Consider the following 15641-nt stretch of genomic DNA (forward strand, 5'->3'; position numbering starts at 1 on the left):
CACGTCTTCATTCAGTGTGCTGAATGAGATTCAGTGTACTCATTGAGATTGGCCGGGGCAAGGTGGGCGGTATACTGGTTTTCCCGGGAAATGGCGCGAGGCCGCGCCATGCCGTCGGCGCACGCAACCGGCGCGCGCCGCCTATGTCATCGACTCATTCATGGAAAAAACGAATCCCGCCGAAGCGCCGACTTTCCCGCTCGATCTGTACGACGAGCCCGGCCACCTGATCCGGCGTGCGCACCAGATCGCTGTCGCGATGTTTTACGAGAAGCTGGGCCGGGACGTGACGCCGGTGCAGTACGCGGTCCTGCGGATGCTTTACGAGTGCCCGGGGCTCGATCAGGTGACGCTGGCGCAGCGGGTGGCGCTCGACACGTCGACGACGGCGGATCTTGCCGTCCGGCTCGAAGCGAAAGGATTGATCGTCCGCGAAGTGCTGCCGCGGCGTCAGCGTCGGCTGTTGCTGACGCCGGCGGGCGTGGAGCTGCTCACGCACCTTATTCCGTCGGTGCAGGAGCTGCGTGCCGGCCTGTTCGACGGCATGGGGGAGGACGATTCGCAGGAACTGATGCGCCTGCTGCGCAAGTTCGTCCATCTGAACAACGAGCAGAGCCGCGCACCGCTGCGGGTCGGCGAGGACTCGTAGCAACCGTTGCCGGCGCTGGGGAAGAGACGGCGTCGGCTCGCGCGACGAGCGCGGTGCCGCGCGCCTGCGTCACGCGCGCGAACCTTCGCCTTCCAGCCGCCGCACCGCTTCCGCCACCTCGTTCCTGAAGCGCACGAGCGCCGCCTGTTCCGGCGCGGGCGGCTGCACGGCGGCCCACAGCATGTCGACGAGCTGCGTGGCCGTCGTTTCCGTATCGAGCTTGCGGTGCCCGAGGATCGCATCCCACAGCACGTGCTCGATCGGCCCGAACACCATCGAGCGCAGCAGGCTCAGCGGCAGGTCGGCGCGGACCTGCCCGGCCGCCTGGCCGCGCGCGAGCACGTCCATCAGCGGCGCCGTATAGCGGCGCTGCAGCGCGGTGAGCTCGTCGCTCAGCGCATGCTGTTTCGCGCGGCCTTCCGACAGCACCAGCGCGCACAGCCCCGTGCCGTTCACGAGCATCAGCCGCAGGTGGGTGCGCACGATGAATGCGAACTGCTGCTGCACCGACGCATCCTGCGGCATTCCCTGCTCGAATGTGCCGATGATTTCGTCGTACCAATCCGCGATGACGCGCGCGCACAGCTCACGCTTGCCGCGGAAGTAGCTGAACACCGTCGCCTCCGACACGCCCACGCGCTGCGCGATCTCGGCGGCCGTCGCATGCTCGTAACCCTTTTCGGCAAACACTTCCCGGCCGGCGCGCAGGATGTCCTGCACGCGCTGCTGGGATTTGCGCCTGGCGGGCGCGCGCGGCGCGTCGGCGCGGTCGGCTTTGGCGGTGGCGGTCATGGTGTCGGCGGGAGCGGCTGTCATGTCTGCATCATATCTGAGTGTCACTCAAAAAACTATTGACGCCGAACCCGACGAGGCGCGAAACTGTGCAAAATTTCCGCTGTATAGGTCAATGAATCGGTGCATTCATTCGATTTGAGCGAAACTCAGAAATCGGTGAGTGCGACACACTTTCTGGAGACGGAGGAGACATGATCAACCTGCCCGGCGTGCAATTCATGCTTGGTGAAGACATCGAGATGCTGCGCGACGCCGTCGCGACGTTCGCGGCGAAGGAAATCACGCCGCGCGCGGCGGAGGTCGACCGCACCGACCAGTTTCCGATGGATCTGTGGAAGAAGTTCGGCGATCTCGGCGTGCTCGGCATGACGGTGGCCGAGGAATACGGCGGCGCGAACATGGGCTACACCGCGCACATGGTCGCGATGGAGGAGATCTCGCGCGCATCGGCGTCGATCGGCCTGTCGTACGGCGCGCACTCGAACCTGTGCGTGAACCAGATCCATCGCAACGGCACCGCGGCGCAGAAGCAGAAATACCTGCCGAAGTTGGTGTCGGGCGAACACATCGGCGCGCTCGCGATGAGCGAGCCGAACGCCGGTTCCGACGTCGTCAGCATGAAGCTGCGCGCCGACAAGCGCGGCGATCGCTACGTGCTGAACGGCACGAAGATGTGGATCACCAACGGCCCCGATTGCGACACGCTCGTCGTCTATGCGAAGACGGACGTCGAAGCCAATTCGCGCGGCATCACCGCGTTCATCGTCGAGAAGGGGATGAAGGGTTTCTCGGTCGCGCAGAAGCTCGACAAGCTCGGCATGCGCGGCTCGCACACGGGCGAGCTGGTGTTCCAGGACGTCGAGGTGCCGGAAGAGAACATCCTCGGCCAGCTCAACGGCGGCGTGAAGGTGCTGATGAGCGGTCTCGACTACGAGCGCGCGGTGCTGTCGGGCGGCCCGACAGGCATCATGGCCGCGTGCCTCGACGCGGTCGTGCCGTATATCCACGACCGCAAGCAGTTCGGCCAGTCGATCGGCGAATTCCAGCTGATCCAGGGCAAGGTGGCCGACATGTACACCACGTTCCAGGCGTGCCGCGCGTACCTGTACGCGGTCGGCCGCCATCTCGACTCGGCCGGCAGCGATCACATCCGCCAGGTGCGCAAGGACTGCGCGGGCGTGATCCTCTATACGGCCGAGAAGGCGACGTGGATGGCCGGCGAGGCGATCCAGATCCTCGGCGGCAACGGCTACATCAACGAATATCCGGTCGGCCGTCTGTGGCGCGATGCGAAGCTGTACGAGATCGGCGCCGGCACGAGCGAGATCCGCCGGATGCTGATCGGCCGCGAGTTGTTCGCGGAAACGATGTAACGCCCCACGTCACGCGAACGGAGCCCCGTCGATGCCGATCATCGAATCAAAACTCAATCCTCGCTCGGAAGAATTCCGCACGAACGCCGCGGCGCTCGAGGCGGTCGTCGCCGACCTGCGCGCGAAGATCGAACAACTCGCGCAAGGCGGTGGCCAGGCCGCGCGCGACAAGCACCTGTCGCGCGGCAAGCTGCTGCCGCGCGACCGCATCGCGCAACTGCTCGATCCGGGCGCGCCGTTCCTCGAGCTGTCGCAGCTCGCGGCGAACGGCATGTACAACGACGACGCGCCGGGCGCGGGCGTCATCACCGGGATCGGCCGGATCGCCGGCCGTGAATGCGTGATCGTGTGCAACGACGCGACGGTCAAGGGCGGCACCTACTACCCGGTCACGGTGAAGAAGCACGTGCGCGCGCAGGAGATCGCCGCGGAAAACCGGCTGCCGTGCGTGTACCTCGTCGATTCGGGCGGCGCGAACCTGCCGAACCAGGACGATGTGTTTCCCGATCGCGACCACTTCGGCCGCATCTTCTTCAACCAGGCGACGATGTCGGCGGCGGGGATCGCGCAGATCGCCGTCGTGATGGGCTCGTGCACGGCGGGCGGCGCGTACGTGCCCGCGATGAGCGACGAGTCGATCATCGTGAAGGACCAGGGCACGATTTTCCTCGGCGGGCCGCCGCTCGTGAAGGCCGCGACCGGCGAGGAAGTGAGCGCCGAGGATCTCGGCGGCGGCGACGTGCACACGCGCTTGTCGGGCGTGGCCGACCATCTTGCGCAGAACGACGCGCATGCGCTGTCGATCGCGCGCAACATCGTCGATCATCTCGCACCGAAGATCGCGTCGCCGGTGGCGCTGCGCGAGCCGAAGCTGCCGCGCTACGACGCGAAGAGCCTGTACGGCGTGATTCCCGTCGATACGCGCAAGCCGTTCGACGTGCGCGAGGTGATCGCGCGCATCGTCGACGATTCCGAGTTCGACGAATTCAAGGCGCGCTTCGGCACGACGCTCGTCACGGGTTTCGCGCACATCTGGGGCCACCCGGTCGGGATCGTCGCGAACAACGGCATCCTGTTCTCCGAATCGGCCGTGAAGGGCGCGCATTTCATCGAGCTGTGCTGCCAGCGCAAGATCCCGCTCGTGTTCCTGCAGAACATCACGGGTTTCATGGTTGGCCGCAAGTACGAGAACGAAGGCATCGCGCGGCACGGCGCGAAGATGGTGACGGCCGTGTCGAACGCGAAGGTGCCGAAGTTCACGGTGATCATCGGCGGCTCGTTCGGCGCCGGCAACTACGGGATGTGCGGCCGCGCATTCGGGCCGCGTTTCCTGTGGATGTGGCCGAACGCGCGGATCTCGGTGATGGGCGGCGAGCAGGCCGCGTCGGTGCTCGCGACGGTGCGTCGCGACGGCATCGAGGCGAAGGGCGGCGCGTGGTCGTCCGACGAGGAGGAAGCGTTCAAGCAGCCGATCCGCGACCAGTACGAGCGCCAGGGCCATCCGTATTACGCGAGCGCGCGGCTGTGGGACGACGGCGTGATCGATCCCGCGCAGACGCGCGACGTGCTCGGGCTCGGCCTCGCTGCATCGATGAACGCGCCGATCGACGACACGCGCTTCGGCGTGTTCCGCATGTAACGGCCGGGAGGGCTGAACGATGCGATACGAAACCATCAAGGTAAGCGAAGCCGGCCGCGTGGCGACCGTCACGCTCGCGCGTCCCGACGTGCGCAACGCATTCAACGAGACGACGATCGCCGAGCTGACCACGGTGTTCGAATGGCTCGACGCGCACGCCGGCGTGCGCGCGGTCGTGCTCGCGGCGGAAGGCACCGCGTTCTGCGCGGGCGCGGACCTGAACTGGATGAAGAAGATGGCCGGTTACTCGGACGACGAGAACCGCGCCGATGCGCGCAAGCTCGCGCGGATGCTCGAGGCGATCCATCGCTGCGGCAAGCCGGTGATCGCGCGCGTGCATGGCGACGCGTATGCGGGCGGCGTGGGTCTCGTCGCGGCGGCCGATATCGCGATCGCCGCCGACGGCGTGAAGTTCTGCCTGTCGGAAGCGCGGCTCGGGCTGATCCCCGCGACGATCGCGCCGTACGTCGTGCGCGCGATGGGCGAGCGCGCGGCGCGCCGCTACTTCACGACGGCCGAGGTGTTCGACAGCGCGCGCGCGGCGTCGCTCGGCTTCATTCACGACGCGGTGCCGGCCGATGTGCTCGACGAAACGGTCGCGAAGCTGGCCGCGACGCTCGTCGCGAACGGCCCCGACGCGGTGCATGCATGCAAGCAGCTGGTCGCCGATGTGGCCGGCCGTGCGCTCGACGCGACGCTGATCGAGCAGACCGCCGACTGGATCGCGCGGACTCGCGCAGGCGCGGAAGCGCGCGAAGGGATCGCGTCCTTCCTCGAAAAGCGCACGCCGTCGTGGCGTGAATGACGCCGTCGTGACCCACCCTTTCCGGACGACACCGAAGCCATGTTCGACAAGATTCTGATCGCCAACCGCGGCGAAATCGCGTGCCGCGTCGCCGCGACGTGCAAACGTCTCGGGATCGCGAGCGTCGCCGTCTATTCCGACGCTGACGCGAACGCGAAACACGTGGCCGCATGCGACGAAGCCGTGCACATCGGCGGCTCGGCAGCCGCGGACAGCTATCTGCGCCTTGAGCGCATCATCGAAGCCGCGCGCGCAACCGGCGCGCAGGCGATCCACCCGGGCTACGGCTTCCTGTCGGAGAACGAGGATTTCGCGCATGCGTGCGAGCAGGCCGGCATCGTGTTCATCGGGCCGCCGGTCGACGCGATCGCCGCGATGGGTTCGAAGGCCGCCGCGAAGGCGCTGATGCATGCGGCCGCCGTGCCGCTCGTGCCCGGCTATCACGGCGACGACCAGGACGCGGCTAACCTGCATCGCGAAGCCGACGCGATCGGCTATCCGGTGCTGCTGAAGGCGAGCGCGGGCGGCGGCGGCAAGGGGATGCGCGTGGTCGAGCGCTCCGACGATTTCCCGGCGGCGCTCGCGTCGTGCCAGCGCGAAGCCGCGAGCAGCTTCGGCAACGACCGCGTGCTGATCGAGAAATACCTGACGCGCCCGCGCCACGTCGAGGTGCAGGTGTTCGGCGACACGCACGGCAATACCGTCTACCTGTTCGACCGCGACTGCTCGGTGCAGCGCCGTCACCAGAAGGTGCTCGAGGAAGCGCCGGCGCCGGGCCTGGCCGACGACGTGCGTCGCGCGATGGGCGAGGCGGCCGTCGCGGCCGCGCGCGCGGTCGGTTATGTCGGCGCGGGCACCGTCGAATTCATCATGACGGGCGACGCGTTCTACTTCATGGAAATGAACACGCGCCTGCAGGTCGAGCATCCGGTCACCGAGATGGTCACGGGGCTCGATCTCGTCGAATGGCAATTACGCGTCGCGTCCGGCGGGCCGCTGCCGTTGAAGCAGGACGCACTGCGCGTGCAGGGCCACGCGCTCGAGGCGCGCCTCTACGCGGAGAACCCCGCGCGCGGCTTCCTGCCGTCGACGGGCACGCTGAAGCACCTGCGGTTGCCGGAAGGCGTCGAGTTCGACATCGGCGCATCGGTGCGCGTCGACAGCGGCGTGCGCGAAGGCGACGCGATCACGCCGTTCTACGATCCGATGATCGCGAAGCTGATCGTCCATGGCGCAGACCGCGCGGAAGCGCTGGGCCTGATGCTGCGTGCGTTGCGCGCGTGCGAGGTGGTCGGCCTGCATACGAATGCCGCATTCCTGCAGCGGATCGTTGCGTGCGAACCGTTCGCGACGGCCGACCTCGACACGGGCCTGATCGAGCGCAACCACGACGCGCTGTTCGCGCCGCAACAGCCGCCGCGCGCGACGCTCGCGCTCGCGTGCGCGGCGCTCCTCGCGCGCGAACGCGGGGCGGCCGCGCACCGCGCATCGCCGTGGGGCGCGCTGCCGGACTGGCGGCTGAACGGCGGCTATCGCCGCACGCTCGAATGGCATGCGATTGATCGCGAAGCGGACGTGACGGTCGCGTACGAGGACGACGGCGCCGGTGCGCGCATCGCGACCGGCGACGCAGCCGCGCAGCCGTTCTCGTGGACGCGCGGCGCAACGCCGCTCGATTTCGACGTGACGCTCGACGGCGTGCGCAGCAGCGGCCGCGTGTATGCGGACGGCGATACGTTCCATGTATTCACGCAGGGCGCGGCCGAGACGTTCGAATGGCGCAACCTGATCGCGCATGCGGGCGACGCCGAGCAGGGCGGCGGCCGCCTGACCGCGCCGATGCCCGGCAAGGTGATCGCAGTGCTGGTCGAGCCCGGCCAGAAAGTCGAAGCCGGTACGCCGCTGATCGTGATGGAAGCGATGAAGATGGAGCACACGATCGGCGCGCCGAGCGCGGGCGTCGTCGCGGAAGTGCTGTACGGCGTCGGCGACCAGGTCGCGGATGGCGCGCAGCTGCTGATGATGGCGGAAGGCTGATCGGGGCTTTCGCTGTGCATGGGCCGGCGGCTGCCGGCCCATGGAAACCGCTGCGCGATTCACCGCCCGCCCGCTACTGCGACAGAACCGCTTCGATCGTATCGACAAGCCGAAGTAGTGCAAATCTTTCGATTGCATTACGCATCCGCTGGCGCTCATGACCCGCGGCACCACACCCATCCCGCCGCCCCCGCTGCATCAACGCGTGTCTCCGCCCGCGTGCACGTCGACCTCCATCCTCACGCGACACCATCGTGTAACAAGTCCAACTTAGCATCTCGGCGTCGATATGGCCGACGCGGGTTCGTGTCCGTGCCACGTCATCACATCCACGGAGAACCGTTATGCGAACGTCGGCCCTACGGCCTTTCGCGGTCGTTGGCCTGCTCACGCTGATCGCACTCCTCAGCGCATGCGGCGACGACCTGACTGCTGACCCCGCGCCCGTCCCGCAGCAGAAGGCTGCATGCGGCGGCGCCGCCGTCGCCACGGCGCAGATGCGCTGCCCGCCGGGTTTCACCGCGCCCGCATCCTCGCCCGCTTCCTGATACCGGCCGTTCCCACCAGAAATCCAATCAAGAGCAACCAGTATGGCCACCCATTCGCGACGCGATTTTCTGAAGTTCTCCGCCGGCCTGGCCGGCGCGACCGCCGCCACCGCACTGCTTCCCGAATCGATCCGCAAGGCGCTGGCGATCGAGCCGAATACCGTGACGGGCACGATCCAGGATGTCCAGCACATCGTCGTGTTCATGCAGGAGAACCGCTCGTTCGACCACTACCTCGGTCACCTGAGCGGCGTGCGCGGCTACAACGACCGTTTCCCGATCACGCTGCCGAATGGCAAGCCGGTCTGGTTCCAGCCGCGGCAGGAGGACAAGACGAGCGTGATCGCGCCGTTCCGCTACGACACGACCAATCCGGGCGTCAACGCGCAGTGCATCGGTGGCCTGCCGCATACGTGGGCGACGACGCACGGCGCAATCGACAACGGCCGCGCGGACCAATGGGCGGTGCAGAAGACCAACATGACGATGGGCTATCACGTCCGCGACGACATCCCGTTCCAGTACGCGCTCGCGGACGCGTTCACCGTGTGCGACAACTACTTCTGCTCGATTCCGGGCAACACGCATCCGAACCGCATGTACCTGATGACGGGCATGGTCGATCCGCTCGGCACGGGCGGCGGCCCGCTGCTCGACAATACCGACTACATCGACAACCAGTTCGACAAGATCCAGTTGCCGCCCTTCAGCTGGAAGACCTACCCGGAGCGGCTCGAGCAGGCCGGCATCTCGTGGCAGGTCTACCAGCAGGGCACCGGGTTCGACAACTTCACCGGCAACTACGGCACGAACATGCTGGCGTGCTTCAACAACTTCGTGAATGCGCCGGCCGGTTCGTCGCTGCAGACACGCGGGATGAGCACGCGCCCGATCACGCAACTGAAAGCCGACGTGCAGGCGAACGCGCTGCCGCAGGTATCGTGGCTGCTGCCGCCCGCCGCGTATTCGGAACATCCGAAGTTCACGCCGCTTTACGGCGCCTACTACCTGTCGACCATCCTCGATGCGCTGACGTCCAATCCGGAGGTGTGGAGCAAGACCGTCCTGCTCATCATGTACGACGAGAACGACGGCTTCTTCGACCATGTCGTGCCGCCGCAGGCGCCGACGCTGCCGGGATCCGGCATGAGTACCGTGGACGTGTCGCTCGAGCGGCACAACGTCGTGACCGCGACGCAGACCGGCACGTATACGGCGGACAACCTGCCGTACGGTCTCGGCCCGCGCGTGCCGATGTTCGTCGTCTCGCCGTGGTCGAAGGGCGGCTTCGTCTGCTCGCAGGTCTTCGATCACACATCGGTGCTGCAATTCATCGAGAAGCGTTTCGGCGTGATGGAAACGAACATCTCGCCGTGGCGCCGCGCGATCTGCGGCGACCTGACGTCGGCGCTCGACTTCTCGAAATCGGACGCCACGTTGCCGACCTTGCCGAGCACGCAGGCGTATGTCGCGCAAGCGGACCTGCAATGCTCGCGCGCGTCGTCGCAAACCGCGCCGGCCAGCACCGCGCAGCAGGTCGTGACGGCGCAGGAGCCCGGCACGCGGCCGGCGCGTGCGCTGCCGTACGAATTGCACGTCACCGGCCAGCTCCAGGCGCAAGGCTACGCGTTGACGTTCGCGAATACCGGCACGCAAGGCGCGCACTTCTGGGTCTATACGGGCGATCCCACCGCGATGCCGCGCCGCTACACGGTTGAAGCGGGCAAGCAGCTGACCGATACGTGGGCGCTCGATGCGAACGGCAACTACCTGCTGAGCGTCTGGGGCCCGAATGGGTATTTCCGGCGCTTCGCGGGATCAGCCGCCGCGGACGCCGGCGCGAAGCCTGAAATCACCGCGTGCTACGACGTCGCCAACGGCGACGTCTACGTGACGCTCGCCAATGCGGGCAGTAGCGCGCTCACGGTCACCGCGACCGATGTCGCGTATGGCGGGCCGGCGCGCACGCTGACGATTCCGGCGGGGCAGCGCGTCGAAGCGCACTGGGATCTGTCGTGCAGCAGCCACTGGTACGACTTGCAGTTCGCGGTCGCGGGGAATGCGGGCTGGACGCGCCGCATCGCGGGGCATGTCGAAACCGGCAAGGCCAGCATGACCGACCCCGCCGCCGTGGCGCCGACCACGACAGCGATCTGACGGCAGCTACCGGGATGCGCCGGCTGTTTTAATCCGGCCGGCGCAGGTATTCGCGGTTTCGATTCCGAATCAGGGGCTTCAGGGCAGCAGCCCGTCGACGTGCGCCATCATCAGCGCGCGCGTGTCGGGCCAACAACAGGCTCATTTCCATTGGAAACGCGCCATCGGCACTACACAAGAGTCAGCGCAGCCCCCCGCCCGGGCTCCTGTTCCATTGGAAAGCGCTGCAAGCCGGGTGCTGACCATCCATGACAGTGTGCCAGCCAGCGCTCCGCTAGAATGCCGGGTTGCACGCCGGCGTACGCCGCCGCTTGACGCGGGCGGCGCGTCGCGCGCTACACTGCGACCATTCCACTCCCATCCAACCTTCCATCCCGCCGACGATGACGTCTCCTGTCCTGAACGGCCTGCGCATCGGTATCACGATCGGACTGCGTGCCCCCGACGAAAGCCTGTGGATCAACGGCATCAAGCAGAACGCGCTGTTTCTCGCGAAGCTGCTGATGGCGTCGCCGCATGGCTACCGCGTGACGCTGGTCAATACGACCGATGTGCCGCTCACCGACGCGTTGCCGTGGGATCGCGGCGTGTACGACACGCGCGCGTTCGCCGACATGAAGGATTCGCTCGACGTGGTGATCGAGCTCGGCGGGCAGATCGACGGCGAGCAGACGGCCTACCTGAAAGCGCGCGGCGCGAAGCTCGTCAGCTACTGCTGCGGCGTCGAGTACATCAACGCGATGGAGGCGATGCTGTTCGGCCGCCGGCTGTGGGATTCTCTGTTCATCAACCGCGGCTACGACGAGGTGTGGGCGATTCCGCAGATCGCGCCGTCGTCGCTGCCGTTCCTGCAGTCGCTGCGCCGCTGCCCGGGGCGCGTCGTGCCGTTCGTGTGGGATCCGATGTTCCTGAGCGCGCGTGCGCAGTCGCTGCCCGGGCAAGGCGAATACCGGCCGCGCAGCGAGCCCGGCAAGCGGCTGACGGTGATGGAGCCGAACCACAACGTCGTGAAGTTCTGCGTGTATCCGATGCTGATCATCGACGAAGCGTATCGCCGCGATCCCGAGGCGATCAGCTTCGCGCACGTGACGAACGCCGATCGCCTCGCGCACGACAGCCCCGAGTTCGTGATGCTGATGAATTACCTGGACATCGTGCGCGCGGGCAAGGCGAGCTTCGTCGGGCGATTCGATACGCCGCTGTTCCTGGCCGACCTGACCGATATCGTCGTGTCGCACCAATGGTCGAACCCGCTCAACTACTTCTATTTCGACGTGTGCTGGCAGGGCTATCCGCTCGTGCACAACGCGAGCCTCGCGCCCGATCTCGGCTACTACTATCCGGACAACGACGTGCAGCAGGGCGCCGACGCGTTGTTGCGCGCGCTGCATACGCACGACGACGACTGGGAAGCGTACACGCGGCGCCAGCGCGAGATCCTCGGCCGCTATACGTCGGCGAATCCCGCGCTCGTCGCCGAATACGACGCGCTGCTCGCGAACCTGGTCGGCGCGACGGCCGCATAAGGCCGGTTTTTCCGCGGCGCGCACCCGTTGCGCCGCAGGGTTCCATCGGGGTTGTCCCGCTCTAATGTCTGACGAACTGATGCCGTTAAAAAAGAAACCGCCGAACCCGATCGGTTCGACGGTTTTTGAAGGCACGAATTCGACGGCTCCGAGGGAAGTCCGTCGAAAATCATTTTAGAGGTTAACTAGTTAGAAAGATTGTTAAACATGTTTCAATCTATAATCATCATATAATTTAACTTGATATTATTGATTCAGGCCAGTTTGATTCTGTTTTTAAATTTAATAATATCGTTTGAAACATGAAAATTGAATGCTGCGATGATCGAATGGCGCGCGGCGGCAGGTTTTCAGCGGACGTCAGTCCGGGCATCGAAGGCGGGTGGCGCCCCACGGAGCAGTATTTATCCGATCAATTGACGGCTTTCCGATTTGCGAGACCGGCATATCGCGGGAAAATCGATTCGGATAAAATTGTTTAGACGAAAAAATAAACGGTTCCGATTGGGATTCTGCAATTTGCGTTGTGTAACCTGTCGCACTGTCGGCATGGCGCGCACATGGTGTATTCCTGTATCTGAATAGCGTTGAAAATATCGAATTTGACGGCGCGCCGAAGCGAAAAGTACGCTCCCGGAAAAAATCGACATAACAGGATGGGCCGGGTAGGCGGCGGAGCGCGTCGGAGTCGGCTCGCTCCACATGTTTCTTGAGGTCGAGCCGTTATCGGCGGCTCGCCATTTGCCGGAGCGCCGGATGAATGCGGTCGAAGCTCGCCTGGAGGCGAATCGGGAAGCGAATCGTGACGAAATCGATCTCGTGTTCGGCGCGCCCGACGATCATCCCGACCTCGCGTCGGTGCGCAGTTTCGTGGAGAGCCGGCTCGGGTTCGCGCACGAACCCGTATGCCGGGCCGACCTGTCGGGTGGGGTGCTTTACCAGGAATGCCTGGCGCGGTTGCGGTGGGGCGAGCGCGATGCGCTGCCGCCGGCCTCGTTCCTGCCGCGCCTCGAGTCGCTCGGATTGATGCGCTGGTTCGACCGGCTCGTGGTCGGCCGGACGATCGACGGGCTGCGCGCCGATCCGGGTGCCGTCTACGGTTGCAACGTCGCGGCGGCGAGCGCGATCGTCGACGACGCGTGGCTGGCCATTTTCAGGCGGCTCGAGCGCGAGCCGTCGGTTGCGGCGCGGCTGGTGATCGAGATCACGGAGACGGGGCCGCTGAATCCCGTCGCGGGCCGGTCGTTCGTGAACCGCTTTCGGCAGGCAGGATGCCGCATCGCGATCGACGATTTCGGTGTCGGCTTCAGCGCATTGAACAATCTGGTGGTCGGCAATCCCGATATCGTGAAGCTCGACCGGTCGATCCTGTCGATGATCAAGCGCAACGCGATCGGGCGCTACCAGTTCCGCAGGCTGATCGCGTTCGCGCATGAAGGCGCGCGGCACGTCGTCGTCGAAGGCGTGGAGAACGAGATCGACCGGCAGATCATCGTGGATGCCGGCGTCGCCTGGGCGCAGGGCATCCGCTTTTCATGGCGGTCGCCGGCCGCCGCGTGACGGCGCGGGAACAGGCGGGGCGGCGTGCGTGATGCACGCCGGTATCGGGCGGGGCCGGCGCGGGGCCGGGACAAATCGCAAAGGGGCGTGGGCATGGCGGGGACGAAGGCCGGAGGCGGAACGGGCACGCAGGTGACAGATGCGCGCGACCTGGTCGCGATCGCCGAGCTGGCCGACATGCTGTGGCAACTGAGCGCCGAATCGACCGATGTGCCGATCGACGTCACGCCGTATCTCGACGGCCTGACGGCCGTCGCGCGTCGCATTCAGCGGATGAAGCCGCTCGACGCCAACGGCCGCGAGCTTGCGGCGCGGCACTATTACGCGGGCGTCATCGCGGGCGCGTGCGGCGACGATTCGGCGATCGCGCGCGGCGTATCCGACAGCCTGGTCAAGCAATCCGCCAGCGCAAGCCGGCCGGCGGCCCGTTGCTTCGTCGTGCTCGCATGCATGGGGCGGCGGCATGGCCGCGCGTTCGCCGCGCAGAGCGGCGATCGGGTGCTGGTGTAGCGCACGGCGTCGACATCGTCCGGGCGCAGCGGTCCGCACGCGTGACACATCGTTCAATCCTTCCCGAAACCGCCGAGCACGAACGCCATCGCGCGGTCGATCGCGTCGTCCCATTGCCCGACATGCGCGGCGCGCACGATCCGGATGCCTGGATAGAGCGCGGTGCGCGGGCCGGTCTCCCAGCGCGCGTCGGCCTTCGGGCTGAGCAACAGCACGGCCGGCACACCGAGCGCGCCGGCGACGTGAATGTGCGCGGTGCAGGTGGTCACCACGGCGTCCATCGCGAGCATCAGCGCCGCCAGATCGCTGAAATCGCCGATCGCGTGATGCGGGAACGTCACCGGCAGGTCCGATTGCTCGGACTGCGCGGACAGGTCGCGGTTGATGCAGTACGCGGCGTGGCCATGTATCCGCGCAAGCGGCGCGAGGTCGCGCAGGCTGGCCGCGCGATGGAAACGCGCGTCGCTTTCGTCGCGCCCGCGCCAGTTGAGCCCGATGCGGCGCGTCCCGGCCGCGTGGCCGTCGCGCGACACGCGCTCGCGCCACGCGGCCGCATGCGCGGTCGGGCACGACAGGTACGCGGCCGGCGCGCCTTCCGGCGCCGGTGCGTAGCCGAACTGCGCGGCGAGCATCAGGAACGAACACCAGTAGTCGTGCGCGATCTGCGACGCGTCGGCCCACGCGCCGTGCGCGCCGACGAAGTCGATGCGCGGGAACGTATGGTGCAGCAGGCCCGTCAGCGCGTCGGGAACGACAACGGTCACGCCCGCGCAGCCGAGCGCGTCCAGCGCATGCAGGTAGCGCGCGTACTGGAGCTGGTCGCCGATGCCGCCGTAGCTGAGCACGAGCAGCCGCTTGCCTTGCAGCGGCTGGCCCTGGTAGAGCTGCTCCGTCGGCAGCCCGAACTGCGCGGCCGTCAATACGTTTTCGCTGGCGACGGTGGCGCGCGCGGCCTCGTCGCGTCGGCCGGCGCGCAGTAGCAGTGCCGAGTGCGCCAGTTCGATGCGCCCGCGCGTCGCGTCGGGCAGTGCGGCCGGATCGCCGAAGTGGTCGAGCGCCGCAAGCCCGGCCTCGGGCGCGCCGGCGAAGCCGTAGCACGACGCCAGCTGCAGCGCGATCGCATCGTCGTCGAGCCCGCGGCCGCGCGCGCGTTGCCAGCGGTCGATCGCGTGCCCCCACTCGCAGCGCGACTCGTGGTCGAGTGCGCGGTTCCAGTTCGTTTCGGGCGAATCGGCGTCGCCGTGGGCGGCTGCCGCGCGATCCGCGCCGTTTTCGGCCGCCGATGCGACGGCGAGCGGCTCGCCCGAGATGAACAGCCGTTGCCGGTCCCAGTGCGGGTTCGGCACGCAAAGCATGTTCAATCCGTCGATCCGGTAGAACGTGTAGTCGAGGCCGGTGAACGTATCGATGATCGGCGCTTCGCCGACCTTCCAGTATTCGATCCAGCACCACGGCAGATGCGTTTCGATCAGCTGGCGCGCGCCGCGCAGCGCGTCGATCTCCATCCCTTCGATGTCGAGCTTCAGGAAGTCGAGCCGCGGCAGGCCGAGCGAATCGAGCCTGACGACCGGCGTTGGCGTGCCGCCCGACGATTGACCGTCGACGAGCGACACCGTGCCGAAATCGGCGTCCTGTCCGTAGTCGACGTCGGGCACCTTCATCGTGCCGTTGCAGCTCGCGAGCCCCATGTTCAGCAGATGAAGGTTGTCGAGTTCGTTGAGCACGACGGTGCCGCCGAGCGCATGAAACAGCGTGCGCTGCGGCTCGAACGCGTATACGCGGCCGCCGCGCGCGCGCAGCCGGTGCGCGATGGGTACGCACACGAGCCCCGCATTCGCGCCGCCGTCCACCGCGATCGCGCCGTCGGGCAACTGGTCGATCACCTGCAGGATCGTATCGAGCTCGCCCTGGATATGCGGTCGGCCGGTCTTGATCAGCGCCTCGGCCTGGAGTGCGCAGTGCCGGTTGATGACGAACGGGCCGTGGATCGAATCGATCACGACGAAATTGCGGACTGTCTGGTTCATGGGCGGACCGAGGGT

At 66.7% G+C, this 15641-nt stretch carries 11 protein-coding genes; 9 read left to right on the forward strand and 2 right to left on the reverse strand.

The features are described from left to right. The first annotated feature begins 160 nt into the window (after positions 1 to 160). On the forward strand, positions 161 to 649 hold the full coding sequence (locus CUJ89_RS18825; RefSeq protein ID WP_114179015.1) for a MarR family winged helix-turn-helix transcriptional regulator: 489 nt from the start codon (positions 161 to 163) through the stop codon (positions 647 to 649). Positions 650 to 718: 69 nt separating this feature from the next. On the opposite strand, the gene CUJ89_RS18830 is transcribed toward CUJ89_RS18825, so the two are convergent. Continuing rightward, complete coding sequence (locus tag CUJ89_RS18830; RefSeq protein ID WP_114179017.1) at positions 719 to 1465, reverse strand: TetR/AcrR family transcriptional regulator; 747 nt, start codon at positions 1463 to 1465, stop codon at positions 719 to 721. Between the two features lie 170 nt (positions 1466 to 1635). On the opposite strand from CUJ89_RS18830, the gene CUJ89_RS18835 reads away from it, so the two are divergent. From CUJ89_RS18835 to CUJ89_RS18880, 8 genes are all read left to right on the forward strand, one after another. Continuing rightward, positions 1636 to 2817: an isovaleryl-CoA dehydrogenase gene (locus CUJ89_RS18835; RefSeq protein WP_114179019.1), complete on the forward strand. Its 1182-nt coding sequence runs from the start codon at positions 1636 to 1638 to the stop codon at positions 2815 to 2817. A gap of 31 nt (positions 2818 to 2848) precedes the next feature. Then, the gene (locus CUJ89_RS18840; protein WP_114179020.1) at positions 2849 to 4456 is read left to right on the forward strand and encodes a carboxyl transferase domain-containing protein; all 1608 of its coding nucleotides are present in this window, start codon (positions 2849 to 2851) and stop codon (positions 4454 to 4456) included. A gap of 19 nt (positions 4457 to 4475) precedes the next feature. After that, positions 4476 to 5261, forward strand: a complete 786-nt coding sequence (locus CUJ89_RS18845; protein WP_114179021.1) for an enoyl-CoA hydratase/isomerase family protein — start codon at positions 4476 to 4478, stop codon at positions 5259 to 5261. Positions 5262 to 5300: 39 nt separating this feature from the next. After that, the gene (locus tag CUJ89_RS18850; RefSeq protein ID WP_114179022.1) at positions 5301 to 7298 is read left to right on the forward strand and encodes an acetyl/propionyl/methylcrotonyl-CoA carboxylase subunit alpha; all 1998 of its coding nucleotides are present in this window, start codon (positions 5301 to 5303) and stop codon (positions 7296 to 7298) included. Between the two features lie 590 nt (positions 7299 to 7888). Further along, on the forward strand, positions 7889 to 10003 hold the full coding sequence (locus CUJ89_RS18860; RefSeq protein WP_114179024.1) for a phosphocholine-specific phospholipase C: 2115 nt from the start codon (positions 7889 to 7891) through the stop codon (positions 10001 to 10003). Between the two features lie 383 nt (positions 10004 to 10386). Beyond that, a complete protein-coding gene (locus tag CUJ89_RS18865) occupies positions 10387 to 11529 on the forward strand; it encodes a DUF2827 domain-containing protein (RefSeq protein ID WP_114179025.1) in 1143 nt (380 codons plus the stop codon). Positions 11530 to 12285: 756 nt separating this feature from the next. Beyond that, positions 12286 to 13089: an EAL domain-containing protein gene (locus CUJ89_RS18875; RefSeq protein WP_114179026.1), complete on the forward strand. Its 804-nt coding sequence runs from the start codon at positions 12286 to 12288 to the stop codon at positions 13087 to 13089. A gap of 93 nt (positions 13090 to 13182) precedes the next feature. Then, positions 13183 to 13599, forward strand: coding sequence for a hypothetical protein (locus CUJ89_RS18880; RefSeq protein WP_114179027.1), 417 nt, complete (start codon positions 13183 to 13185; stop codon positions 13597 to 13599). Between the two features lie 53 nt (positions 13600 to 13652). Here the strand turns inward: CUJ89_RS18880 and CUJ89_RS18885 are convergent, their stop codons facing one another. Continuing rightward, positions 13653 to 15626, reverse strand: coding sequence for an FkbM family methyltransferase (locus CUJ89_RS18885; RefSeq protein WP_114179028.1), 1974 nt, complete (start codon positions 15624 to 15626; stop codon positions 13653 to 13655). Between the last annotated feature and the right edge of the window lie 15 nt (positions 15627 to 15641).

Origin of the sequence: Burkholderia pyrrocinia (assembly GCF_003330765.1) — a bacterium.
Classification (GTDB): Bacteria; Pseudomonadota; Gammaproteobacteria; order Burkholderiales; family Burkholderiaceae; genus Burkholderia; species Burkholderia pyrrocinia_B.